Source organism: Blastococcus aggregatus, from assembly GCF_900221005.1.
Taxonomy (GTDB): Bacteria; Actinomycetota; Actinomycetes; order Mycobacteriales; family Geodermatophilaceae; genus Blastococcus; species Blastococcus aggregatus.
The window spans coordinates 63,968-87,366 of record NZ_OBQI01000008.1; the positions used below are offsets into that span (position 1 = coordinate 63,968).

At 76.3% G+C, this 23,399-nt stretch carries 19 protein-coding genes and 1 pseudogene; 7 read left to right on the forward strand and 13 right to left on the reverse strand.

The window, feature by feature from the left end:
• Positions 1–9 precede the first annotated feature (9 nt).
• Both CRP29_RS21540 and CRP29_RS21545 read right to left on the reverse strand, forming a co-directional pair.
• Positions 10–1,521, reverse strand: coding sequence for a protein kinase domain-containing protein (locus CRP29_RS21540; protein WP_097197122.1), 1,512 nt, complete (start codon positions 1,519–1,521; stop codon positions 10–12).
• A 70-nt stretch (positions 1,522–1,591) separates the two neighbouring features.
• On the reverse strand, positions 1,592–3,199 hold the full coding sequence (locus CRP29_RS21545; RefSeq protein WP_245853174.1) for a protein kinase domain-containing protein: 1,608 nt from the start codon (positions 3,197–3,199) through the stop codon (positions 1,592–1,594).
• Between the two features lie 342 nt (positions 3,200–3,541).
• Here CRP29_RS21545 and CRP29_RS21550 point away from each other — a divergent pair, with 342 nt between their 5' ends.
• Both CRP29_RS21550 and CRP29_RS21555 read left to right on the forward strand, forming a co-directional pair.
• Entirely contained in the window at positions 3,542–4,351 is an 810-nt protein-coding gene (locus CRP29_RS21550; RefSeq protein WP_097197124.1) for an enoyl-CoA hydratase-related protein, read from the forward strand.
• Positions 4,352–4,594: 243 nt separating this feature from the next.
• Positions 4,595–5,092 carry a hypothetical protein gene (locus CRP29_RS21555; protein WP_097197125.1) on the forward strand — a complete coding sequence of 166 codons (498 nt, stop codon included), beginning with the start codon at positions 4,595–4,597 and terminating at the stop codon, positions 5,090–5,092.
• Here CRP29_RS21555 and CRP29_RS21560 read toward each other — a convergent pair.
• The 3 genes from CRP29_RS21560 to CRP29_RS21570 form a co-directional block, all read right to left on the reverse strand.
• On the reverse strand, positions 5,057–6,538 hold the full coding sequence (locus CRP29_RS21560; RefSeq protein WP_097197126.1) for a dynamin family protein: 1,482 nt from the start codon (positions 6,536–6,538) through the stop codon (positions 5,057–5,059). The two genes, CRP29_RS21555 and CRP29_RS21560, sit on opposite strands and share 36 nt — an antisense overlap.
• Entirely contained in the window at positions 6,535–8,373 is a 1,839-nt protein-coding gene (locus tag CRP29_RS21565; protein WP_097197127.1) for a dynamin family protein, read from the reverse strand. The genes CRP29_RS21560 and CRP29_RS21565 overlap by 4 nt, the downstream gene beginning before the upstream one ends.
• 109 nt (positions 8,374–8,482) lie before the next feature.
• A complete protein-coding gene (locus tag CRP29_RS21570) occupies positions 8,483–9,862 on the reverse strand; it encodes an IniB N-terminal domain-containing protein (RefSeq protein ID WP_141437194.1) in 1,380 nt (459 codons plus the stop codon).
• A gap of 415 nt (positions 9,863–10,277) precedes the next feature.
• Between CRP29_RS21570 and CRP29_RS23855 the strand changes: the two are divergent.
• Positions 10,278–11,087, forward strand: a pseudogene (locus CRP29_RS23855) (Hsp70 family protein); the annotation flags it as partial.
• A gap of 316 nt (positions 11,088–11,403) precedes the next feature.
• Here the strand turns inward: CRP29_RS23855 and CRP29_RS21580 are convergent.
• The gene (locus CRP29_RS21580; RefSeq protein ID WP_097197129.1) at positions 11,404–11,991 is read right to left on the reverse strand and encodes a PE family protein; all 588 of its coding nucleotides are present in this window, start codon (positions 11,989–11,991) and stop codon (positions 11,404–11,406) included.
• A gap of 45 nt (positions 11,992–12,036) precedes the next feature.
• Between CRP29_RS21580 and CRP29_RS23680 the strand changes: the two genes are divergently transcribed.
• Positions 12,037–14,571, forward strand: coding sequence for a helix-turn-helix transcriptional regulator (locus CRP29_RS23680; RefSeq protein WP_097197130.1), 2,535 nt, complete (start codon positions 12,037–12,039; stop codon positions 14,569–14,571).
• A gap of 34 nt (positions 14,572–14,605) precedes the next feature.
• On the opposite strand, the gene CRP29_RS21590 is transcribed toward CRP29_RS23680, so the two are convergent.
• Positions 14,606–14,941, reverse strand: coding sequence for a hypothetical protein (locus CRP29_RS21590; protein ID WP_245853175.1), 336 nt, complete (start codon positions 14,939–14,941; stop codon positions 14,606–14,608).
• Here CRP29_RS21590 and CRP29_RS21595 point away from each other — a divergent pair.
• Complete coding sequence (locus CRP29_RS21595) at positions 14,940–15,578, forward strand: MBL fold metallo-hydrolase (protein ID WP_097197131.1); 639 nt, start codon at positions 14,940–14,942, stop codon at positions 15,576–15,578. The two genes, CRP29_RS21590 and CRP29_RS21595, sit on opposite strands and share 2 nt — an antisense overlap.
• 27 nt (positions 15,579–15,605) lie before the next feature.
• Here the strand turns inward: CRP29_RS21595 and CRP29_RS21600 are convergent, their stop codons facing one another.
• From CRP29_RS21600 to CRP29_RS21610, 3 genes are all read right to left on the reverse strand, one after another.
• On the reverse strand, positions 15,606–15,872 hold the full coding sequence (locus CRP29_RS21600; protein ID WP_097197132.1) for a GlsB/YeaQ/YmgE family stress response membrane protein: 267 nt from the start codon (positions 15,870–15,872) through the stop codon (positions 15,606–15,608).
• A 42-nt stretch (positions 15,873–15,914) separates the two neighbouring features.
• Positions 15,915–16,187: a GlsB/YeaQ/YmgE family stress response membrane protein gene (locus CRP29_RS21605; protein ID WP_245853176.1), complete on the reverse strand. Its 273-nt coding sequence runs from the start codon at positions 16,185–16,187 to the stop codon at positions 15,915–15,917.
• A 127-nt stretch (positions 16,188–16,314) separates the two neighbouring features.
• Positions 16,315–16,770, reverse strand: coding sequence for an SRPBCC family protein (locus CRP29_RS21610; protein ID WP_097197133.1), 456 nt, complete (start codon positions 16,768–16,770; stop codon positions 16,315–16,317).
• A 79-nt stretch (positions 16,771–16,849) separates the two neighbouring features.
• On the opposite strand from CRP29_RS21610, the gene CRP29_RS21615 reads away from it, so the two are divergent.
• Entirely contained in the window at positions 16,850–17,425 is a 576-nt protein-coding gene (locus CRP29_RS21615) for a TetR/AcrR family transcriptional regulator (protein WP_176523085.1), read from the forward strand.
• Positions 17,426–17,428: 3 nt separating this feature from the next.
• Here the strand turns inward: CRP29_RS21615 and CRP29_RS21620 are convergent, their stop codons facing one another.
• Complete coding sequence (locus CRP29_RS21620) at positions 17,429–18,976, reverse strand: CYTH and CHAD domain-containing protein (RefSeq protein ID WP_097197135.1); 1,548 nt, start codon at positions 18,974–18,976, stop codon at positions 17,429–17,431.
• Between the two features lie 132 nt (positions 18,977–19,108).
• Here CRP29_RS21620 and CRP29_RS21625 point away from each other — a divergent pair, with 132 nt between their 5' ends.
• Positions 19,109–19,954 carry a DUF2382 domain-containing protein gene (locus tag CRP29_RS21625; protein ID WP_097197136.1) on the forward strand — a complete coding sequence of 282 codons (846 nt, stop codon included), beginning with the start codon at positions 19,109–19,111 and terminating at the stop codon, positions 19,952–19,954.
• A 3-nt stretch (positions 19,955–19,957) separates the two neighbouring features.
• Here the strand turns inward: CRP29_RS21625 and nhaA are convergent, their stop codons facing one another.
• Together nhaA and CRP29_RS21635 are read right to left on the reverse strand one after the other, a co-directional pair.
• Positions 19,958–22,603: a Na+/H+ antiporter NhaA gene (gene nhaA, locus CRP29_RS21630; protein WP_097197137.1), complete on the reverse strand. Its 2,646-nt coding sequence runs from the start codon at positions 22,601–22,603 to the stop codon at positions 19,958–19,960.
• Positions 22,600–23,379, reverse strand: a complete 780-nt coding sequence (locus tag CRP29_RS21635; RefSeq protein ID WP_245853177.1) for a nitrilase-related carbon-nitrogen hydrolase — start codon at positions 23,377–23,379, stop codon at positions 22,600–22,602. The genes nhaA and CRP29_RS21635 overlap by 4 nt, the downstream gene beginning before the upstream one ends.
• Positions 23,380–23,399 lie beyond the last annotated feature (20 nt).

The following is a 23,399-nucleotide window of genomic DNA, read 5'->3' on the forward strand; positions in this document are numbered from 1 at the left end:
CGGGCGCGGTCAGCCGTTGCCGCGCCCGCCGTTCCCCTTGCCGTTCCCGTTGTTGTTCCCGGGCCCGGTGGGCGTCCCCGCCCCCTGCCCGTTGCCGACGGCCGGCGTCCCGGCGTTCCCCGCGGGTCCGCCGGGCGCCGTCCCGGAACCGCCCGACGGCGGCACGGGCAGCGGCTCCGGGGACGACACGGGTGCCGGCGCGGGTGAAGGCGAGGGCAGGGAGCTCCCGGGTGCCGGGCTCCCCGCGCCCACATCCGTGACGACGGCACCGTCGCCGGGAGCGGGCTCCGGCTCGCCGACGGCGACGGCGAGCGTGATCAGGGCGCCCCGCGGGACGGCACCGGTCGGGGAGATGCGGGCGACCGTCCCCGCAGTGCCCGCCGCGACCGGGTCGGCGGTCCGCTGCACGCGCAACCCGAGCCGGCCCAGGTCCGCCTCGACCTCCGCGACCGGGCGGCCCAGGTGGTCGGCCGCGGCGAGGAGAACGGTGCCCGGGGCCTCCGACGCCGCGGCCGCGGGCGGGACCGCGGCGTCGCCGGCCAGCTGCAGCGCCGCGATGCCCACGCCGGCGCCGACCAGCAGCGCGGCCAGCGGGGCGAGGACGCGAGTGCGCCGGCGGGCGCCCGACGAGTGGCCCTCGAGCGGCAACGGGCTGGTGTCCGGCACCGGCGGAGCCGGCAACCGGCGGCCGGCGAGCACGTCGTCGATGGCGTCCCGGAAGGCGGCGCCGTCCGGCAGCCGCTGCCCGGGGTCCTTGACCATGGCGTGCTCGATCAGCGCGCGGACCTGCTCGGGGACGTCCTCGGGCAGCGGGTCGGGGGCGTCCCGCAACTGGCTCAGCGCGATCTGCACCGAGCTCTCGCCGTCGAACGCGCGGCGGCCGGCCAGGCACTCGTAGCCGATCAGGCCCAGGGCGTAGACGTCGCTGGCCACGCCCGCCCGGCTCCCGGCGGCCTGCTCCGGGGAGAGGTAGTGGGCCGTGCCGACGACCTGCCCGGTCTTCGTCAGCGGCACGCTCGAGGCCGAGACCGCGATGCCGAAGTCGGTGATCTTCACCGTGCCGTCCGGTGCCACCAGGACGTTGCCCGGCTTGACGTCCCGGTGCACCAGCCCGGCGGCGTGCGCCGCCGCGAGCGCGTCGGCGGCCTGCCGGAGGACGGCGAGGGTGCGGGGGACGCCCAGCCGCGGCTGGCGGACGAGCAGCTCGGCCAGGGACTCCCCCTCCACCAGCTCCATGACCAGGAAGGCGAGCCGCTCCCCGGTGACGGCGTCGTCGAGCTCCCCGTAGTCGTAGAGGGCGGCGATGTGCCGGTGCGCGACCAGCGCGGCGTGCTGCGCCTCGGCGCGGAACCGGGCGAGGAAGGTCGGGTCGCCGGTGAACTCGCTGCGCAGCACCTTCACCGCGACGGCCCGCGACAGCACCGTGTCCCGGGCCCGCCACACCTGGCCCTGGCCGCCGGTCGCCAGCAGCGCGCCCAGCTCGTAGCGGCCGCCGAGCACCCGCAGTCCCGGCTCCGCCACCGACCTCACCTCACGTTCCGTCGTCCCCCTGTCGTACCCGGCTCGAGCCGGTCCCGCGACCGCGGTCCCCCTACGGAGTGGTCGCCACCGTCGCCGGCGAGGTCGTCGCCGGGGCCGACGAGGTCGTCGTCGGCGGCGTCGAGGACGGCGGGGTCGAGGACGGCGGGGTCGAGGACGGCGTCGTCGTCGGCGTCACGGGCGGCGTCGTCTGGGGCCGCGTGGCGGTCGGCGTCCCCGGCACGCCGGCCTGCAGCGTCGGCGCGGGTGCCTCGGGCTCGACCACCGCCTCGACCTCCGCCGGGGCGCCCTGGTCGGGAGCGACCTCGGTCACCGGAGCCGCGGTCGGGCGGCTGCTCCCGCCGGACCCGCCGGGGCGGGACGGGGGGACCGCGTAGCGGACGACGACGACGTCGCCGGCGCGCAGCTGCCGGCCCGTGGGCGAGATGCCGGTGACCCGGTCGCGGGGCTGGTCCGCGGTGACCTCCGTCTTGAGCTCGACGACGAGCCCGAGCGCGGTCAGCTCCTGGGCGACCTCGCTGACCGGCCGGCCGACGTGGTCGGCGGCCGCGAGCCGCAGGCTGCCGCTGTCGCGCTGCTCGGCGGCCTGGGCAGTGGCGGGAGGCGGCCCGTCGGACAGCCCCTGCAGCACTCCGGCGGCGATGCCGGCGCCGGCGAGCAGGGCGACCAGCGGGAGCAGCGCCAGCGCCACCCGCCGGCCGCGGCGGGGCGCCGGCGGGCTGAGCACGGAGGCGCCGGTGTCCGAGGTGGTGGGGTCCCGCGGCGGCGGAGGCAGCGCGGCGACGTCCTGGGTGGGCGGCGCCGGCACCTCGGCGAGCTCGCGGCCGGCCAGGACGTCGTCCAGGACGGCGCCGAAGGCGGCGCCGTCGGCGATGCGCGCGGCCGGGTCCTTCACCAGGGCGCGGCTGATCAGCGTGCGGACGCCGGGCGGCAGCCCGCCGGGCAGCGGCTCGGGCTCCTGCTGGACCTGCTTGAGCGCGATGGTGACCGCGTTGTCGCCGTCGAAGGCGGGGTGCCCGGTGAGGCACTCGTAGCCGATCAGCCCGAGCGCGTAGACATCGCTCGCCGGCGAGGCCAGCCGGCCCTCGGCCTGCTCCGGCGAGAGGTACTGCGGGGTCCCGATGACCTGGCCGGTGCGGGTCAGGGCGACGCTGCGGGCCGACCAGGCGATGCCGAAGTCGGTGATCTTCACGCTGCCGTCGGGTTGGACGAGGATGTTGCCGGGCTTCACGTCGCGGTGCACCAGGCCGGCGCGGTGCGCCTCGGCCAGGGCGAAGGCGGTCTGCTGGAGCAGCCGCAGCGTCCGGTCGGTGCCCAGCGCACCCTCGCGGGCGATCAGCGCCGAGAGGGGCTCGCCCTCGACCAGCTCCATGACCAGGTAGGCCAGCGTCTCGCCGGTCCCGTCCTGGGCGGTCTCCTCGCCGTAGTCGAAGACCGCGGCCACGTTCGGGTGGCTCAGCGAGGCCGCGTGCTGGGCCTCTGCCCGGAAGCGGGCCAGGAAGCTCGGGTCGCCGGTGTACTCGCTGCGCAGGACCTTCACCGCGACCGAGCGGTGCAGGGCGGTGTCCAGCCCGCGCCAGACCTGGCCCATGCCGCCGGCGGCGATCATCTGCTGGAGCTCGTAGCGGTCGCCCAGGCACCGTCGTCCTGGTTCGACCACGGGGGCCACTCCTGTCCACGCTTCGCCGGCTGGTGCGGGGAGGCGCCCGGATCCGGGCAGGCCTCCCGACCCCGACGGTGTCCAGACCGGTTCCGGTCTACACATGCAGGAGTCGCACCCATGATCGCCCGCGGACCGCGTCCTTCCTGGCCAGCGCCCGAGTGACCCCGGCGACTCCCCCGGCGCGCCCGGCGTGCCCACTGCTCCGCGTAGCCGGGAGGTGACCGGAGGCCCCGAGGATCAGCGTCCTCCGCGTCCTCCCTCGCCGGTGACCCGGCGTGGCAGGGTGGGCGTCGAGGGGGCGCCCGGCTGCCCGACCACTGCGCGAGAAGGCGGACGACGATGCCCGAGACCGTGACCAGGGAGGACTCCGCCGGAGTCGCCACGCTCACCATGCTGCAGCGCGGGCTCACCTCCGCCTCGCGCCGCGAGCTGCTGGCCGCCGTGCAGGACATCGCCGGTGACCCCTCGGTGCGGGCGGTGCTGCTCACCGGCACCGGCCGGGCCTTCTGCGTCGGGCAGGACCTGACCGACGCCTCGGTCCGCCGGACCCCGGCGAGGGAGCCGGGCGCGACGGAGCTGCCGGAGGACCTGGACGCGCCGATGCCGGTCCTCGTCGAGGAGTACAACCCGCTGATCCTCGCGCTGTCCCGACTGCCGGTGCCGCTCGTCGTCGGCATCAACGGCGCCTGCGCGGGCGCCGGTCTGGGCGTCGCGCTCACCGGCGACCTGCGGGTCGCCGCGGCGGGCGCCAAGTTCACCACCGCGTTCACCGGCGTCGGCCTGTCCAGCGACTCGGCGGTCGCCTCGCGGCTGGTGCACTGCGTCGGCGGAGCACGGGCCACCGAGCTGCTGCTGCTGCCCGACCCGTTCCTCGCCGAGACCGCCGCCCAGTGGGGCCTGGTGCACCGCGTCGTCCCCCCGGAGCAGGTGCACGCGGAGGCGTTCGCCCTGGCCGCGCGCCTGGCGGCCGGACCGACGGTGGCCTACCGCGCCGTGAAGACGGTGCTGGCGACGGCGGCGACGGACTCGCTCGAGGAGACGCTGGCGCTCGAGGCCCGTTTGCAGGCGGTCGCCGGGCGGACCGCCGACCACCGGGAGGCCGTCGAGGCCTTCCTCGCCAAGCGTCCGCCGGTGTTCACCGGTCACTGACCGGAGGCGACCCCGGGCCGCCTGCGAGCGACACGGGCCGGGCGGCCGGGCGGGGGTGCCCTCGGGGCGAGCCGCTGCCACGCTGCGCTCAGGTCAGGTCAGGTCAGGACCGGCGACGGGGGGACCGTGGCAGAAGCGGGGAACGAGCCGCCTGCAGTTCCCGTGCGTCCACCGGCGGGCCTCCGGCCACGCGTCCCGGCCCGCCTCCCGTCGGCGGAGCCCGGCCCACCGCCCCGGCCCCAGGTGACCTCCCGGCTGCCACCGCCGGAGCGCTCGACCGCTCCGGCCCGGCCGTGGTCGGTCCGCCTCACGGCTGCGGCGGCGCTGCTGGCGGCCGTCGCCGGGGGTGCCGGAGTGCTCGCCGCGCTCGCCGACGGCGACGCCCTCCGGGAGAAGCTCACCGCCGAGGCGACCGAGGCCGACCCGGGCCTGGCGCCCGACGCGATCAGCGACGGGGTGACGGCGACGACCACGCTGGTGCTCGCCTCCGTCGCCGGGCTGGGCCTGGCCCTCGTCCTCTGGACCGTCGTCCTGCTCCGCCGCCGGCCGTGGGCCCGCTGGGTGCTGCTCGTCACCGGGGTGCTCACCGTGGTGGCCGCCGACGTCGCGCAGAGCGTCGTCTCCGGCGGCTCCGACCTCGACCGGATCGCGTTCGTCGTGATGGCGGGGCTGGTCGTCGTCGCCGTGGTGGCGCTGTGCTGGCGGTCAACCGGCCGCTGGCTGCGGCCCGGCGCCGGCTGAGGACGCCTCGTCCAGCTCGGCGAGCACCGCCTCCACGGACCGGACCACCGCGCCGGCGGCGTCCCGGACCGCCCGAGCCGCCAGGGGATCGTCCCCGTGCGCCTGCCAGCGGTCGAGCGCGGCCAGTGCCGCGGTGTGCAGCGCCTCCGGCGGGGTGTCCTCCGGGAGCCCGAGACGGGCGGCCACCGAGCCGCCACCGGCACCCAGCAGCCGCGCCGCCTCGGCCCGCACCCCCGCCGGCACGTCCCCGAGGGCGCCGTCGGAGCGCAGCGCGGCCGGCCCCACGACGTCCCGCACGGTCAGCCGCAGCCGTTCCGCCTCGTACCGGAGCCGCTCGTCGCCGTCGGCCGGCGTCGACCGCAGCGCCCACTCCACGGCCGCCAGCGCCGACGCCTCCTGCAGGTGCGCCCCGCGCGCGGTGAACTCGACGGCGATCCGCCGGTGCAGCTCCTCGAGGCCGCTGCGGCGGACCAGCTCGTCGGCCAGCTCCTGCGCGCCGTCGATCCCGGCACGCACGAGGGCGACGGAGAGCCGGACGCCGAAGAGCCCGAACCGCTCGACGAGCGTGCGCCGGAGCCCGGGCGCCACCTCCCCGGGGATCTCCGGGCGGCAGAACCGGTCCGCCGTCAGCAGGAACGGCTGGAGCTCGGCGGGCGCCGTGCGGGCCAGGCTGCGGAGGGCGACGAAGTCGCCGTGCCGCAGGGTCCGGCCGGCCAGGCCCAGCAGACCGGCGACGGGGAGCACGGTCGGGCTGACCTCGGTCACCGCGGGGTCCGCCGCCATCCGCTCGGCCACCTGACCGGCCTGCAGCAGGGCGTCGAGGCCGCCCGCCCCGATCTCGTCGGCGCGGGACAGGACGGTGATCGTCGTGGTGCGGGACCCGGCGCGGGCCTGGAAGTCGCGGAGCACGTCGACGTCCCCGGCCTGCAGCTGCCGGGTGAGGAACAGCACGGCATCGGCGCCGGGCAGCCCGTCGGGCGGCTCCAGGAACGCGCGGGTGCGGGCGCTGAGGTCGGCCGACAGGGAGGCGATGCCCGGGGTGTCGACGAGCGTGGCCGCGGCCAGCCCGGCCGTCGGCCAGTCCACCCGCAGGTGGTCGACGTCGTCGGCGTCGACACCCGCGAGGTCGAGCAGCAGCCCGCCGTCCACCCGGCGGACGGGGAGGTCCCGTTCCCCCCGGCCGGTGCGGGCCGCCACGCGGGGCACCCGCCCGTGCCGGTACACCGTGACCAGCCGGGTGCACTCCCCCGCGTCGGTGGGGGCGACCCGGGCGCCGACGAGGGCGTTGAGCAGGGTGGACTTGCCCGCCTTCACCCGGCCGACGAGGGCGATCCGCACCGGCTCCTCCAGCCGGGCGCGGTGCTCGGACAGCCGCGCGGTGATCTCGGGGTGGTCGCGGTGCAGCTCGAGCGCGGCGTCGACCAGTGCGCGCACGTCCGGCGTCACGGCGCGGTTCTCCCGGCCGGGGCGAGCGCCGGTGCGGCGACCCCGCGCGCCACCTCGGCGACGAGGCCGTCGATGCGCTCCAGCCGCAGGCGCAGGGTCCGCAGCCGGGCCGTCCGCTCGCCGGCCGCCTCCTTGGTCGAGCGCTGCGCGGCGCGGACGGCGTCGTTCAGGGACTGCGTCATCTCCTCCACCGTCTCGCCGAGCAGGTCCCGCAGGGTCCGCTGGACGACGCGCAGGCGGTCCTTGAGGTGCTTGCTCACCTGGAAGACGACCTCGTCCAGGTGCCGCCGCACCACCGACTTGGCCTCCGCCTGCCGGCGCTGGAGCCGCTGTGCCTTGTCCTCGTTGAAGGCCTTCCGGCCCAGCAGGACGCCGGCCGCCAGGGAGATGGGGTTGATCAGCGCCATCCCGGCCAGGCTGGTCGCCAGCCCGGTCATGAGGACGCCGGTGTAGGAGCCGCGGATGCCGATGAGGAACCGCTCGCGCAGCTGCAGGTAGCCGTCGTCGATCTCCGGCAGCGCGACGACGGTCGCGAGCACGTCGGTCGCCTCGCCGATGGTCAGCTCCGGCAACGCCGCGCCGCCGTCCCGGGCGAACTGCTCCACCACCTGGTCGGCCAGGTACTGCGAGCGCTGCTGGGCCCACACGAAGCTGTCCGCCACGGCGATCTCGATGCGCTGCTCCAGCCACCGGCTGAACTCCGGCCAGAGCACGCCCGGATCGTCGGCGTCGATGGCCTCCTCGGCCTCCCGGGTGACGACGCGGGACCGGTCGCGCAGGTCGTAGTCGATGTCGGCCATCAGGTCGGTCACGCCGTCGGCCAGGATCTGCTGCCAGCGGGAGGACCGCCGGCGCAGCTGATCGACCGAGGTGCGGGCCTCCTCCAGCTCCTGGACCAGCGCCTCCTGGGCGGCGGGGTCCTCCAGCCCGGCGAGCTCGGTGCGCGTGGCCAGCCGCAGGTGCTGGGCGACCGTGGCGACGTCGTGCGCGAGCGAGCGCTGGGCGAGGACCTCCGCGCGAGCCACGACCTGCTCCCGGAGGTGGCGGCCGAGCGCGCCGAGGCCGGACTCCTCCTGCAGGTCGGCGTCCCGGTGCTGCGCGGCCAGCAGTGCGAGCGGGGAGGCGACGGGGAACAGCGGCGCCTCGATGCCCCGGTCGGCCAGGTGCCGCCGGTCGAGCTCGACTATCCGGCGCCACTCCGGGGCGACGTCGGTCTTGGTCACCGCGCAGAGGACGTTCGGGCACAGCGCCGCGGCCTGCTCCAGGAACGCCATCTCCGGCGCGGTGAACTCCTGCGTCGCGTCGGTGACCACGAGCACCGCGTCGGCGCCGGGCACCAGGTCCAGGGCGGTGAGCGAGGCGACCGCGCCGACCCCGCCGAGTCCGGGTGTGTCGACCAGCTCCAGCCCGCCGTCGAGGATCCGCCGCGGCAGCGTGACCTCGATGCGCAGCGGGCGGGCGTCGACGTCGAGGTCCGGGGGGCGGGACGCCAGGGAGGACAGCGGCACGCGCTCCCGCTCGCCGGCGCCGGCCTCGCCCGCCGGCGCGTCGGGGCGCGGGGGGTGGACCAGCACCGCCCGTGGCTCGGGGCCACCCGCGACCACCGTGGGCACCACGGTCGTGACGTCGTCGCCCACCGCGCACACCGGTGCCCCCACCAGGCCGTTGAGCAGCGAACTCTTGCCCTTCTTCGGCTCGCCCACGACGAGCACCCGCACGGTCCGGCGCTGCACCCGCCGCCGGACCTCGGCCAGCCGGCGCTCCAGGTCCGGTCGCCCGCACTCGGCGGCCAGCGCGGCGGCGCGCTGGATCAGCTCGGTCTGCGGCACGGCCATGTGCCCTCCTCGGGAGGTCCTCCCCCGGTCTACCACCGGGGCCGCGGTCGGAACAGGGCACCGACCCCGGCCCCGGCAGAGCCGGGACCGGGGTCGGGCGAGGTGTGGGTCAGGCGACCGGCAGGGCCAGCGCGTTGTCGGAGAGCAGCTCGTTGTCCGACAGGATCTCGTTGTCGGACAGGAAGTCGCTCGACTGGTCGACGTCCTCCACGTCGTCACCGGCGACGGCGACGTCGTTGCCGTTGAGGGACTCGTTGACGACGAGCGAGTCCTCGACCTCGGTGACGTCGTCCCCGGCCACGTTGTTGCCGTTGAGGCTCTCCTCGATCACGAGCGAGTCCTCGTTGACGTCGTCGCCGGCGAAGTTGCTGCCCACGATCGATTCCTCGATCACGTCGTCACCGGCGACGTTGTTGCCGTTGAACGACTCCTCGATCTCCGGCGCGATGACGTCGTCACCGGCGATGTTGTTGCCGTTGAACGACTCCTCGATCTTGACGTCCGTCGACTGGTCCACGTCGTCACCGGCCACCGTGTTGCCGTTGAAGCTGTCGTTGACCAGCGTGATGTCGTCCACCTCGACCGACAGGTCGTTGTCCTCGACCGTGCTGCCGCCGGTGGCGACGTTGCTGCCGATGTTGCCGTTGTTGATGTTGTTCGTCGTGGTGTCGTTGTCCTCGTTGTGGCTGAAGTCGTTGCCGATGACGTTGCCGTCGTTGTCCTGGCTGAAGTCGTTGCCGATGACGGCGACGTCGTTGTCCTCGTTGCCGATGACGTTGCCGCTGTTCACCGTGTTGCCGCTGTTGATGTTGGTGGTGTCGTTGTCCTCGTTGCCGATGTTGAGGTCGCCCTCGACGTCACCGTCGACGAGGACGGCCGTGGATCCCGGAGCCGCCCAGATCGCGTTCTCGATGTCCACGTCGATGTCGGTGTGCGAGTAGTTGTTCTCGACGTACCGGACGTTGTGGATGACCGCGGCGTCCTGGCCGTGCCCGGCGTAGTCGTGGCCCTTGTGCCCGCCGTGGTCCTTGTAGCCGCCGTGGTCGCGGTCGTGGCCGCCGTGGCCCTTGTCGTCGTCGTCGTCGCAGTCGTCCTTGTGCTCGTCGTGCCACACCTTGTGCCAGTGGCCGTCGTCCCGGTCGCAGTCCTCGTCCTTCACCGGCTTGTGGCCGCCGTGGTGGCCGCCGTGGTGCCCGCCGTGGTCCTTGTCGTCGTCGTCGTCGTGCTTGCCGCCGTGGTGCCCGCCGTGGTGCCCGCCGTAGCCCTTGTCGTCGTCGTCCCGGTCGCGCCCGCCGCCGTACCGGCCGTAGGCGGCCGGCGAGGAGTCGGCCATCACGGGCATGAGGGCGTGGACCGTGGCCGGGTCCACGTCGGGGAAGCCGGCGCTCGCCAGCGCGGCCTCCGGGTCGGCTTCGAACGCCTTCGCGGCCTCCTCGTCGCGGAACAGCCCGAGGATGAAGTCGAGCAGGGTGCTCGCCACTGTGGTCATGAGAGATCTCCCGAGGTTCGAGCCGTCCGCCGTCGGCCGGCTGGCGGGGCCAGTCAACGACCGATCGGCCGGTGGGCCCATCGGGAACCGGCCCTGTGTCTGTGACCCGACGTTGGGGGATCCGCGGTCACCGATCGTTAGGGACACCCGGGGTCTGGCCCCCCAGTTGCGCAGTTGCGGAACCCGGGCGCGCACGAGGTCCCCAGGAGCGCGATCCGGCCGCTAGCTTCCGGCCGAAGCCGACCCGTTTCAGGCACGGACCGGCTGCCGGCACGCAGGGGGACCCATGCAGGAGCACGGATACGGGCTGGGCGTCGACATCGGCGCCGCCTCCGTCACGGCGGTGGCCTGGCCCGGCACGAGGGACGGGGCCGCCGTCCCGGTACCGCTGCCCGGCGGGCGCTCCGCCCGGGTGATGGCGTGCGTGGGAGCCGCCACGCCGCTCTACGAGGACGGCGCGGGGCGGCCCGCGGTCGAGGTCGCCGCGGAGCTGGTCGCGGCCGCCCGGGCGGCGGCGGAGGCGCAGCAGGGCGGAGCCCCGGCGTGGACGGTCGTCGCCGTCCCCCCGTCCTGGGGGACGTACCGCACCGAGCTGCTCGCGGCCGCCCTCGGGCCGGCCACCTCCGTGGTGTCGGGTGCCGTGGCCGCGACCTACGACCACCTCGCGGCCGGCCGGCTGCCCGACGCGGCCACCGTCGCCGTGTACGACCTGGGAGCCGCCACCCTGGACACCGCCGTGGTCCGGGCCGTCCACGGCGGCGAGGTCGAGCACGTCGGCTCGCCGCCGGACCCCGCCCGCTGGGGTGGCGAGGACATCGACGACGCGCTGCTCGCCCACGTCCTGCCGGCGCTGGCTCCCGAGACCCCGCTCGACCGTGGACACGCCCGGCAGCTGCGCGCAGCGATGGTCACCGCGAAGGAGTCGCTGTCGGAGGACACCACGACCCGGCTGGCCCTCCCGGCCGGGGCCGACGCATCCGCGGACGGGCTGCGGATCACGCGGGAGGAACTGGACGAGCTCATCGCCGACGGCGTCGCTCGATCGGTGGACGTCCTCGACGCCACGGTCACCGGCGCCGGCCTGACCAGCGCTGATCTCGACGCCGTCGTGCTCGTCGGCGGCTCCGCGCGGGTGCCGCTGGTGGGTGAGCACCTGTCGGCACGGCTGGGGCGCCCGCTCGTCGTCGACGCGGACCCGGAGCTGACCGCAGCCCGGGGAGCGGCTCGGCTCGCCGCCGACCTGGCCCGGCCGGAGGAGACCACCTCACCGGCGGGCACGGACACCCCGGACCACGTCGTCGCGCCACGGACCCCTCGTCGTGCCGATCGGCCGGCGCCCGTCGGCCGCCCGCCGACCGCGCCACGCCGCGGTTCCCCGGGTCGCCGGCCGGTCGGTCGTTCCCCGGTGCGGACGACGGGGCGCTTCCTGGTGGTCGCCGGGCTGCTGCTCGGGCTGGTGCTGATCATCCCGACGCTGCCGACCGCGCTGCTGTCCGGCGCCACGTCCGAACCGGGCACCCCCGTGGCCGGGGCGGAGGCGGTCACCGGCACCTCCCCCGGGGCTGCCGGCACGCCGCGGGCGGGCTCCGGGAGCCGCCCGGACGGGGGGAACCGGGGTGACCTGCAGCCGGCCGCCGGCCGCCGCGACAACCGCTCGACGGGCTCGTCGGTGACCCGCCCGGCGGCAGCGGCACGCTCGGCCGCCCAGCGGGTGGCGGCGGGACGACCGGGTCCCCGGCGCCCCGCTCGCCGGCCGCGGCGGGCTCCTCCGCTCCCGCCGCCGGGTCGACGACGGCTGCGGCGCCGACCGGCGCGGCACCGGCTCCGGCGGCCGCACCGGCGGCGGGGACGCCGCCCGCCGGCACCGCGCCGCCCGCGCCGACCAGCGCGGCACCGGCTCCGGCGCCGACCACGGCGGCCCCGCCGACGACCGAGGCGCCCCCGGCCACGCAGGCGCCGCCGACCACGCAGGCGCCGCCGACGACCCAGGCGCCCCCCACGACCGAGGCGCCCCCGACCACCGAGGCACCGCCGACGATCGAGGCGCCGCCGACGACCCAGGCGCCACCCCCGCCGCCGGATCCGGAGCCCGCACCGGAGCCGGAGCCGTCTCCCGTCGCGGAGGCCACCGCGGTCGTGGAGCCGCCCGCGTCGACCGAGCCCCCCGCGGCCCCGTGATCGCCGACCTGCGCGCCGTGGTCGCCGGACGGGAGGCGGACGCCGGGCGCCCTCCGGCCGCCGGGACCCACGGCCACGTCGTCGTCGAGGGGCCCGGGGGGACGGGGAAGACGGCGCTGCTGGCCGAGGTGGCCGACGGCTACCGCGCCGCCGGCCTCGCGGTGCTGGACGCGGTCGCCGACCCCACGCCGAACGTGGCCGCCGGGCAGTTCGCCGTGGTCGTGGACGACGGCCAGTGGCTGCCGGCGGCCACGCTCGACCGGGTCCGCCACCTGGTGGCGGACGGGAGCTGCCGGGTGGCCGTGGCCTGCCGTCCCTGGCCCCGGCCGCCCGCGCTGACGGCCCTGGTGCAGGCGCTCGGCGGCGACCGCCGGTTCGTCGTCCTCGGTCACGCCGACCGCGCAACGGTGCAGGGCTGGGCGCGGGAGCTCCTCGGCGGCCCCCTCCCGCCGGATCTCCTCGACGGCGTCGTCTCCTCGACCGGTGGGCTGCCCTCGCTGGTCGTGCCGCTGCTCCGGTCCCTGGCGCACCCCCGGGTCGGAATTCCGCCCGAGGGCCGGCTGCCGGTTCCCGAGCAGGTGCTCGACGCCGTCCGGGCCGCCCTCGGTGGGCTCGGCGAGGGCACCCGGGCACTGATGCTCGCCGTGGCCACCGGAGCACCGCTGGAGACCGAGGTGCTCGCCGAGCTCCTGGCCGTCGTTCCGACCCGGGTCGGGGAGCTGCTGGGGGAGGCGCGGTCCAGCGGGCTGCTGCTCGGCAGCGGCGCCGTCGTCCCCCTCGCGGCGAGGGTGCTCGGCGAGACCGCACCGCCCGAGCTCGTCCGCGACCTCCGCCGCCGCCTGCTCGGCCTCCTGGTGGAGCGGGGCGACCAGCCCACCGTCCTGGCCCGGCGACTGGCGGCCGACGGGGTCCGTGACGCCGGCGCCGCCCGGCTGCTGGAGCGACAGGCCGACGTCGCGCTGCGCTCCGACCCCGCTGCGGCCCGCGAGCTGCTGGACGCCGCGGTCGCCTGCGGTGCGCCGGCCACCGCGGTCGCGGCCCGCCGGTCCCAGGCCGCCGCCCAGTCCGGGGACTTCGACGCCGCCCTGCAGTGGGCCGACACCGTGCTCTGCGACAACACCTCCCCGGACCGTGCCCGGGCCGCGGCCGTCGCGGCCACCGTGCTGGCCCACCGCGGGCTGTCGGCCCACAGCGCCGCGCTGTACCGGCTCGCCGGACCGCAGCGGACCGGGGCCGTGGCGCTCGCCCTGCTCAGCGGCGGCTCGGCGGCCGAGGCGCAGGCCGCGCTCGAGGCGCCCCGGGAGGCCGCGGAGATCCCGACCCTGCTGGCCGGCTGCGAGGAGCTGATGGCCCGCGGCGTGCTGCAGTCGCTGCGAGCCGGGGAGCACGCCGGTGCCGACATCACCGCGGCCCTGTCCACGCTGTCCCGGGCCGCCGCCCTGCTGGAGCCGGTCGGCCGCACCGCGCTGCTGCACGAGACGCCGTCGGCGCTCGCCGCCCTGGTCGCCCTGCACTGCGGCGAGCTGGGGGTGGCCGAGTCCGTGCTGGAGCGGGCGGTCGCCGCAGACACCGGCGGGGCGCCCAGCCGTGCCCGGCACTTGCTGCTGCTCGCGTGGGCGGCGATGCTGCGGGGCCGGCTCAACCGTGCCCGCGAGCACCTGCTCCGCGCGCAGGACCCCGAGCACCGGCTGGAACCCCGCGACGACCTGTACCTCCAGGCCCTCGACGTCGGGTTGGCCCGGCGCAGCGGGGACGCCCCGGGGCTGGCGGCGGCGTGGGCCCGGGCGCGCGAGGCGCTGCTGCGGTACCCGATCGAGCTGTTCAGCCTGCTGCCGCTCGGTGAGCTCATGATCGCCGGCGCCCGGCTGGGCGAGAGCGACCGGATCGCGCCGGACGTCGCCGCCGCCCAGGCGCTGCTGGCCCGGCTGGGGTCACCCGAGCTGTGGGCCACCCCGCTGCACTGGAGCGGGGCCCAGGCGGCGATCCTGCTCGACGACCCCTCCGCGTTGCGGCCGCACGCCGCCGCGCTGGTGGCGGCCGCCCGGACGAGCCCCTACGCGGCGAACCTGGCCCGGGCGGGACGGTGCTGGCTGCAGGTGCTCACCGGGGACATCGACGCCGGGGCCGTGGAGGCGACCGCGCAGGACCTGGCGGCGGTGGGGCTGACGTGGGACGGGTCCCGGCTGGCCGGGCAGGCGGCGGCCCGCACCGTGGACCCGCGGGCGCGCACGGCACTGCTGTCCTGCGCACGGGCGCTGGCGGAGGCGCACGACCTCGACGCGGCGGTGTCGCCGGCGTCCCCGGTCGCCGCTGGGCCGGGCCCGACCGCTCCCTGCCGGCTCAGCGAGCGCGAGCAGGAGGTGGCCCGCCTCGTGGTCGCCGGGCAGACCTACCGCGAGATCGGCGGCCGGCTGTTCATCTCGGCCAAGACCGTCGAGCACCACGTGTCGCGGATGCGGCAGCGGCTGGGCGCGAGCAACCGCTCGGACCTGCTGGCCCGGCTGCGGCTCGAGATCGCCCAGGGCGGCTGACGGCGGGCGCCGGCCGCCACCGGCCGCGGTGCGGTCAGCGGGACAGCGCGGCGCAGGCCGGGCAGACGTCGGCACCCGTCCGGGGCCACGTCTGCTCCGGGTCCACGCGGGCCAGCGAGCCGCACAGGGCGAGCTCGCAGGCACCGTCGATCTCGGCCACGGGGCGGTGCAGCTCGACCGCGTGCCAGAGCGCGGCGGTCGTGCCGTGGGCGCGGCTCTGCGCCGCGGCGTGCACGGTGGTCTGCAGCATCATGGGGACGACGTCGGCAGCCGCGCGGCCCGGGGTGACGGTCCGGCGTCCTCCTGTCACCCCGACGGAGGAGGCGGCTCCCCACGCGGGCGCGCCGCCGCCGGTGCAGGATGCGGTCATGGAGCTGACCAAGCACGGCCACGCCTGCGTCGTCCTCGGTGACGGCGACCGCCGGCTGGTGATCGATCCGGGGGCCTTCACCGACGCGGGCGCGCTGGACGGGGCCACGGCCGTGCTCGTGACCCACGAGCACCCGGACCACTTCGTCCCCGACCGGCTCCGGGCCGCGCTGGACGCCGATCCAGCGCTGGAGATCTGGACGAACACGTCCGTGGCCGCCCAGCTCGACGGGCCGGGCGGGCGGGTGCACGTGGTCGGCCACGGCGACGCCGTCACGGTGGCCGGCTTCGAGGTCCAGGTGCACGGCGAGCTGCACGCGGAGATCCACCCCGAGATCCCGCGGATCGCCAACATCGGGTTCCTGGTGGACGGTCAGGTCTTCCATCCCGGCGACGCGCTGACCGTGCCGGACGAGCCGGTCGCGACGCTGCTGGTGCCGATGCACGCGCCCTGGTCCCGCACGGCCGACCTGATCGACTACGTGCGCGCGGTCCACGCCGACCAGGCGTTCGCCGTCCACGACGGGCTGCTCAACGACATCGGTCTGGGGATCGTGACCGGGTTGCTGGGTGAACGGGGGCCGGGCACGCCCACGCCGTTCAGCCGGCTGGCCCCGGGGGACGCCGTCGAGCTCTGAGCCCGACCGCGTCCCCCGGGTGCGGTGTCAGCGGACGGCGCCGCGCTTCGACCGGCCGGAGATGCCCTCGGCGACGCCGATCAGCAGCACGGCGGCGATGACGGCGAGGACGAAGCCGATCACGTTCAGCTCCCAGATGTCCCCGGTCCCGAAGAACTGGGCGATGAGGCCACCGATCAGCGAACCGACCAGGCCTAGGGCGAGGGTCGCCAGGATCCCGAGGTTCTGCTTGCCCGGCACGAGAAGCCGGGCCAGGGCGCCGATGATGAGTCCGGCGACGAGAAATCCGATCACTGCTGTCTCCTCGTGGTCAGGGGTCCTGTGACAGGACCTGGATCAGCGGACGGCGCGGTTGCGGGACAGCGCCTCTGCGACGCCCACCAGCAGCACGGCCGCGACGACGGCGATGATGAAGCCGACGACGTTGAGCTCGAAGATGCCGGTCTCGTCGTTGAAGAGGCCGCCGATCGCGCCACCGATGAAGGCGCCGACCACACCAAGCAGCAGGGTGGCCAGAATGCTCAGCTTCTGCTCACCGGGCTTGATGAGCCGAGCCAGCGCTCCGATAATCAGGCCGACCACTAGCAGACCAAGAATGTCAATCAACACAGCGTTGTCTCCTTCGTTCGACCGGTGCCCGGGGGTTCTGACACGTCGCCAGGCCAGGGCGCCGGTGCACGGAGGAGCGGATACCCCGGGAACGATCACTGATGCACGGTTCGCCCGATCGTGATCGTCAGGAGATGTCGGCGACCGCCGCGACGTGCGCCGGGACCTTGTCCAGTTCGGCCTCCACCGTGCGTTCGACCATCGACCGCCCCGCGCGGGCGAGCACCCGGCGGGCCAGCCGGCCCGCGCGCCGCGGCTCGTGCGTGAGGGTCATGGTCACCCGCGTGCCGCCGGCGGCGGTGTCGGCGAGCTCGATCCGCGTCGTCCAGGTCTCGGGCGTCAGCTCGAGCTCGGTGACCACCGTGCGGCCCGGCGCCCACTCGAGGATCCGTCCGCGCGGCGCACCCTCCGGCGGTTCGCCGTCCAGCCGGCCGGGGACCGCGACGAACGAGGTCCGCCGCCCGGCGCCGGTCACCACGTAGGAGACGTCGCAGACGGGGCAGTAGGGCCGGAGCACGGCCAGCGCCCGCCACACCTCGGCCCGCGGTTCGGGCACCTCGCGGACACCGGTCGCCGTGTGCACGGTTGCGAACCTACGCAGGTCGGGGAGGGGGCCGGTGCGCTGGCTGGCCGAAACCCGGTTCCTCGCGCACCATCTCTGCGTGACGGAGACGGGCGACTGGCGAAAGGCCAGGTGGGAGGCGACGCACCGGAGGATCTTCACGTGCGCGCTGGCCCTGTTCCAGGACTTCGGCTTCGAGCAGGTGAGCGTCGGCCAGATCGCCGCCCGGGCGAAGGTCTCGGTGCCGACCTTCTACGCGCACTTCCCGAGCAAGGAACACCTGATCATGGCGCTGCCGACGCCGGAGCAGATCTCGGCGCTGATCGCCGGCCAGCCGGCCGAGCTGACGATGGCCGAGCGCCTCCGCCGGGCCGTCCCCAGGTTCATCGCCGCCATGCCGCCCGACGAGCACGAGGAGATGGCCGCCCGCTGGCGGATCATCGCCGACACCCCCGCGCTGCGGATCCGCGCGGCCGAGTTCGAGCGGACGACGGCGGGGATGTTCCTGGACAGCCTCCCGGGGGTCACGGGCGCCGCTCCCGCCCACGCCGACGTCGTCCAGGCCGGCGCCTACCTCGCCGCCTACACCGCCGCGCTGCTCACCTGGGCCGACAGCAAGGGCCGGCGCAAGCTGGACGAGCTGATCGACGAGGCGTTCCGCGCCCTCGGCGGCTGACCGTCAGCCGCCCAGCCGCTCCCTCAGGTCCGGCCAGCGCTCGGTGAAGGAGCGCTCGGCATCCTGGGCGCGTGCCTCGGCGCGGCCCAGCAGCAGGCCGTAGGTGAACCCGGGCTCGCCGGCGGCGTGCGCATCCACCGCGAGCCGGCGGGCGTGCCCGCCGACCACCACGACGTCCTGCAGGGCGCCGAGCAGCCGCTGCGTCCGCTTCGCCGCCTTCGCCACGTCCACCGCCGGGTCGGCGAGGACGGGCGCCAGCACCTCCGCGGTGTACCGCGTCCGTCGGGCCACCCGCCGCACCGCGTGCAGCGCCTCGGTCCGCTCCGCCCCGGCGAGCGACTCGACGGCCGACCCCGCGCGCCGCACCCGCCGGGCCTCGCGGCTCAGGACGGCGGCCAGCACCGGCGTGGCCGGCTTCGCGGCCCGCGCGGTCAGCGGAGGCCGGGCCAGCAGGTCGTGCACTGCGTCGAGCAGCGCCAGGTGCCGCCGCTCGGCCACGAGAGCCGCGGCGCGGGCTCGCCCGCGCTCCCGGGCCGCCACCTCGCCCGACTGCAGGCGGGCCACGACCGGGCCGAGGACCAGCTCGACGGGCAGCTCGGCCACGGCCGCGCGCAGTCCGGCGTACCCGACCTCGTCGTCCCTCGCCTCGGACAGCCGGCCGGCCAGCCAGGACAGCTCCGCCCGCAGCGGCTCGGTCGCCTCGCGGTCCAGGACCGGCCCGAAGGCCGCGAGCAGGCCGCGCAGCCGACGGCAGGCGATCCGCATCCGGCGCAGGCCGTCGTCGGCGCCGATGCGCAGCCCGACGTCGGCGAGCTGCAGCGCGGAGGACTCCTCGCCGAGGACGTCCAGCACCACCTCCCCGGCGGACGGCCCGGGATCCCGGCGCTTCTTCCGGCCCGCCGACCTCCGCCGGTCGGGAGCGGCGCGCGCCGGTCCGGCCGGTTCCAGCCCCAGGGCTCGCGCCAGCTTGGAGGCGCGGTCGGTGCGCTCGGCGCCGGCGGCGACCAGGCGTTCCCCCACACGCGGCAGGAGCGCGCGATCGCCGTCGAGCAGCTCGACCTCGACCTCCCGCCAGCTGCGCACCTCCGCCGGTCCGTCCGGCCCGGTGAGCCGGGTGGCGCTCACGGTGTCGTCGGCGACCTCGGCCAGCGGGCGGCCGTCGGCGTCCCGGAGCACGGTGACGACCCGACGGGTGCGCAGCTGGGCCACCGCCACCGGGTCCGCGCCGCGGAGCACGCCCGCCACCGGTGCGAGAACCGCCCGGGGCGGCCGACGGACGGCCCGGCCCAGGGGCAGGTGCAGCTCGCGGCGGGCGTCCCCCGCTGCGGGCAGCTTGACGTGCCAGCCGTCGTCCGCGCCGCCGGTGCGCCTGCGCAGGGTGATCCGCGCCCGGGCCAGCCGCAGGTCGGGGGCGTCGAAGTACTGCGCCTCGAGCCGGTGCTCGACCGGGTCGTCCACCGACGCCACCCCGTCCACCCCGGCGAGCTCCGGCTGGACGTAGGACGGCGGGACGTCGAACTTCGTCTCGATCTCGAGGTGGTCGGCGGCCATCAGGGCACCGTACGGCGGGCCGCGAGCCACTGCCCGGGTGCCGGCGCCATGTTCACGAAGCGAGCGTGCTGGGCACGCCCAGGGAGCAGGGCGGCCGAGCCGAGGTCCCCGCGCACTCGGAGAGGTCGGCCCATGGTCAGCGAACGAGACGTGTCGGCAGCGATCGGCAGCACCGCCTACGGGAGCGACGGCGAGTCGGTCGGCACCGTGGAGACGTTCTACAACGACGACCGCACCGGCGCGACGACGTGGGTGTCGCTCTCCAGCGGCCTGCTGGGCAGGCGGCGGGCCATCGCGCCCGCCGAGGACGCGACGTTCGTCGACGGCCGGCTGCAGCTCACGGTGCCCGCGCAGGCGGTGTCACACGCCCCCCGGATGGGCGGCGAGCACCTCACCCCGGAGGACGAGGACGCGCTGCGCCGGCACTACGCACGGGACGTGAGCCCGGCGGGCGACCCCCTGGAGCGGCCCTCCGGCGTGGCGGGTGCGGCGGCGGAGGCCCCGGTCGAGCCCGGCCCGGTCGAGCGGAGCGTGGACGAGCGGAGCGCGGACGAGCCCGGCGCGAGCGGTGACGACGGCAGCATGGTCCGCAGCGAGGAGCAGCTCCGGGTGGGCACCGCGCGATTCCCGGCGCGGCGCGTCCGCATCGTGAAGTACGTGGTCACCGAGGAGGTGCAGGTGACCGTCCCGATCCGCCGGGAGGAGATCCGCATCGAGGAGCTGCCCCTGGGGGACGCCGGGGACGCCGGGGAGCTGGTCGTCGAGGGAGATCCGCTGGGCGGCGGGTCCCCGTCGGCGCCCGGCCTGCCGGACGAGATCGTGCTGCACGCCGAGCGGCCGGTCGTGACCGTGGAGGTGGTGCCCGTCGAGCGGGTGCGGCTCCGGACGGAGACGGTCGACGGGCACGAGCCGGTCACCGAGACGCTGCAGCGCGAGCAGGTCGTCGTCGACCAGGACCGGACCCCGCGGCAGGGCTGACCGTCAGCCCACCCGCCCGCCGGTCCACGTGCCGGCCGTCAGGCGCAGCAGCTCGTCGCCACTCGGGTCGACCAGCACCCGGCCGTCCGGAGCCAGGACGACCGGTACGCCGTCGGGCGGCTCGAGCTCCTCGAGCATCGTCCGTGCTGCCGGATCCTCGGCCGGGTCCAGCCAGGTGTGCCCGATGTCCTGGTGGGCCAGGAGGTCGCGCAACCGCTCGCTGGCCGGCCACCGCCGGTCGCCGAGCACCCGGATGCCGGTCGCCCGGCCGATGAGCATGGCCCGGCGGATGAGCAGGGCGCGGGTGATGAGCTGGGCCAGCTCGCGGTCCCCGGCCATCACCGCGCGCAGCCGGTCCACGGAGAGGGTGAGCACCTCGCCCGGCGCCGCCCCCACCACGGAGCGGACGGCGGGCTGCCCGGCGAGCAGGTTCAGCCCGCCGAGGAAGCGGTTCGGGCCCACCACGGAGACCACCCGGGGCCCGTCGTCCGCGCCCTCGCCGTCCTCGACGACCGCGACCGTGCCGGACAGCACGACGACGAAGTCCCACTCCGCGCTGCCCCCGCGGACCAGCACGTCACCGGTGGTGGTCGGGCGGCGCCGGCCGAAGCGGGCCAGCACCGCGAGCTGCCGGTCGGTCAGCCGCGGCGAGGACCCGTCCACGTCCGGCGTCTCCGCGGCGCCGTCCAGCACCGCCACCTCGGCCACGGCGTCCATGCGCACGCGCGGCGAGATCGGCGGCGGTCCCGCGGCGGGCGGCGGCGGCGCGGCCGGCCGCTCCCCCGGGGTGCCCCGCGGATCGGACGCCAGCAGCGCCGCGGCGAGCGCGTCGGTGGTGGTCGGGCCGTCGTGCCGGACGCCGTTGACGAAGAAGGTGGGGGTGCCGCGGACGCCGCTGGCCTCCGCGCTCGCGACGTCGTCGCGCACGTGGGCGGCGTGGGTCGCCTCGCCCAGCTCCCGGGCGAACCGCTCCAGGTCCAGCCCGAGGGCGGCGGCGTGCTCGAGCAGGTCGGCGGCGCCCAGCCGGTCCTGGTGGGCGAACAACCGGTCGTGCATGGCCCAGAACGCGCCCTGGGCGCCCGCGGCCTCGGCAGCCTCCGCCGCCAGCTCGGCATGCGGGTGCACGTCCACGAGCGGGAGGTGGCGGAACACGTAGCGCAGCTCGTCGCCGAAGCGCCGGCGCAGCTCGCCGACCACCCCGGTGGCCCGCCCGCAGAACGGGCACTCCACGTCGCCGTACTCGACGAGGGCCAGCGGAGCGTCGAGCGGGCCGCGGACGTGGTCCACGGCGGGATCGACCGGCGGGTCCAGCAGCACCGGGCGCGCGGGCCCGTCGGATGCCGACCGGCGGCCCAGCATCCGGAAGACCAGGGCGCCGAGCAGCGTGGAGACCACCGCGGCGGCGAGGATGCCGATGGTCGCCTCCTCGCGCAGCGCCTCGTCGTCGAAAGCGAGGTCGGTGACGAAGAGCGAGACGGTGAACCCCAGGCCGGTCAGGGCGGCGCCGCCCCAGACGGCGCCCAGCGTCACCCCGCGCGGCAGCGGGCCCAGCCGCAGCTTCACCGCGATCGTGGCGGCGAGCCCGACGCCGAACAGCTTGCCGACGACCAGTCCGGCGAACACGCCGAGGGTCACCGGCGAGCCCAGCGCGCGCTCCAGCAGCTCGCCGTCGACCCGGACCCCGGCGTTGGCCAGCGCGAAGACCGGCACGACGAGGTAGGTGCTCCACGGGACCAGGACCGCGCCGATCCGCTCGTTGGGCGAGACCGCACGCTCGACCGACAACTTGGCCTGCCGCGCGATGCCCGGGTCGGGGGACTGCCGGAAGGCGCGGGTGAGCACGCCGGCCCGCTCCACCTCGTCCCGTCGCGGCGGATAGGCGCTGACCAGCAGGCCGAGGACGACGCCGCCGATGGTGGCGTGCACCCCGGACTCGTACATCGCCACCCACATGACGACGCCCACGGCGAAGTAGGCCGGACCGCGCCAGACCTGGAGCTTCGACAGCCCGACGAACACCAGGACGCACAGCCCGGCCACGCCGAGCGCGCCCAGGTCCAGGTCGTCGGTGTAGAAGACCGCGATCACCGTCAGCGCGCCGATGTCGTCGACGACCGACAGCGACAGCAGGAAGACCCGCAGCTGGATCGGGAAGTGCCGGCCGAAGACGGCGAGCGCGCCCAGCACGAACGCCGTGTCCGTGGCGATCGGGATGCCCCAGCCGTGCGCGCCCGGACCACCGGCGTTGATGGCGTAATAGACCAGCGCCGGCAGGGCGAGCCCGCCGAGGGCCGCCAGCGCCGGCACGGTCACCCGGCTGCGCTGGGCCAGCTCCCCCATCGACAGCTCCCGGCGCACCTCCATGCCGATGAGGAAGAAGAAGAACACCATCAGGCCGTCGTTCACCCAGTGCCGCAGGTCCTGCTCGATCCCGCGGTCGCCCAGGCGGACGGCGAACCCGGTGTCCCACAGCCGGTCGTAGGACCCGCCCCACGGGGAGTTCGCCCAGACCAGGGCCAGGACCGTGGCGCCGACCAGGAGCGCGGCGCCGGCCAGGCCGGAGGAGATCAGCCGCCGCACCGAACCGGACAGCTGGCCGCCCAGGTGACCGGTCCGGGACCGGCTGGCGCCGTCGACGCTCGTGCTCACGACCGGGGCAGCGCCGGGGGTGTGGCGGTGTGTTCCCGCCGGTCGGCCAGGAACCGGAACCGGTCGCGGGTGGCCGCCACCTCGGCGGCGTCCACGTCGGCGAGCACGAGGGTCTCCACGCCGGCCGCGGTGGCGAGCAGCTCCCCCGTCGGGTGCACGATCCGGCTGTCGCCGGCGTGCTCGGTGCCGTCGCCGGCCACGCCCACCCGGTTGCAGCCGACGACGTAGGCCTGGTTCTCGATGGCGCGGGCCTGGAGCAGCGCCGTCCAGTGCAGCCGCCGGGCCGCCGGCCAGTTGGCGGTGACCAGGTAGACGTCGGTGTCCCTCGCGGCCTGCCAGAACACGTCGGCGAAGCGCAGGTCGTAGCAGACGAACGGCGTGATCCTCAGGTCCCCGATGGTCACGGTCACCGGCCCGTCGCCGGCCCGGAAGCGCTCGTGCTCGCCGCCGTGGGTGAACGGGTGCAGCTTGCGGTAGCGGTGCACCGTGCCGTCGGGGCCGGCCAGGACGAAGGAGTTGTAGGGGAGCGGGCCGTCGGCGGCGATCTCCGGGCAGCTGCCGCCGACCCAGACGCCGTGCGCCGCGGCCTGCTCGGCCAGGAACTGCGCGGACGGCCCGCCCTCGGGCTCGCCGATGCCCGGCGTCATCGAGAAGCCCGTGGAGAAGGTCTCGGAGAGCAGCACCAGCTCCGCGCCGGCGTCGGCCGCCCGTGCCACCTGCGGGGCCAGCCGGGCGAAGTTCGCCGCCCGGTCCTCCCACACGATGTCGTGCTGCACCGCCGCGATCCTCACGCCGT

Excerpts from the sequence above, each read along its gene's own strand:
- CRP29_RS21550 (WP_097197124.1), top strand. The coding sequence starts at position 3,542 with ATGCCCGAGACCGTGACCAGGGAGGACTCCGCCGGAGTCGCCACGCTC.
- CRP29_RS21565 (WP_097197127.1), bottom strand. The coding sequence starts at position 8,373 with ATGGCCGTGCCGCAGACCGAGCTGATCCAGCGCGCCGCCGCGCTGGCC.
- CRP29_RS21570 (WP_141437194.1), bottom strand. The coding sequence starts at position 9,862 with ATGACCACAGTGGCGAGCACCCTGCTCGACTTCATCCTCGGGCTGTTC.
- CRP29_RS21595 (WP_097197131.1), top strand. The coding sequence starts at position 14,940 with ATGGAGCTGACCAAGCACGGCCACGCCTGCGTCGTCCTCGGTGACGGC.
- CRP29_RS21590 (WP_245853175.1), bottom strand. The coding sequence starts at position 14,941 with ATGACCGCATCCTGCACCGGCGGCGGCGCGCCCGCGTGGGGAGCCGCC.
- CRP29_RS21620 (WP_097197135.1), bottom strand. The coding sequence starts at position 18,976 with ATGGCCGCCGACCACCTCGAGATCGAGACGAAGTTCGACGTCCCGCCG.
- CRP29_RS21625 (WP_097197136.1), top strand. The coding sequence starts at position 19,109 with ATGGTCAGCGAACGAGACGTGTCGGCAGCGATCGGCAGCACCGCCTAC.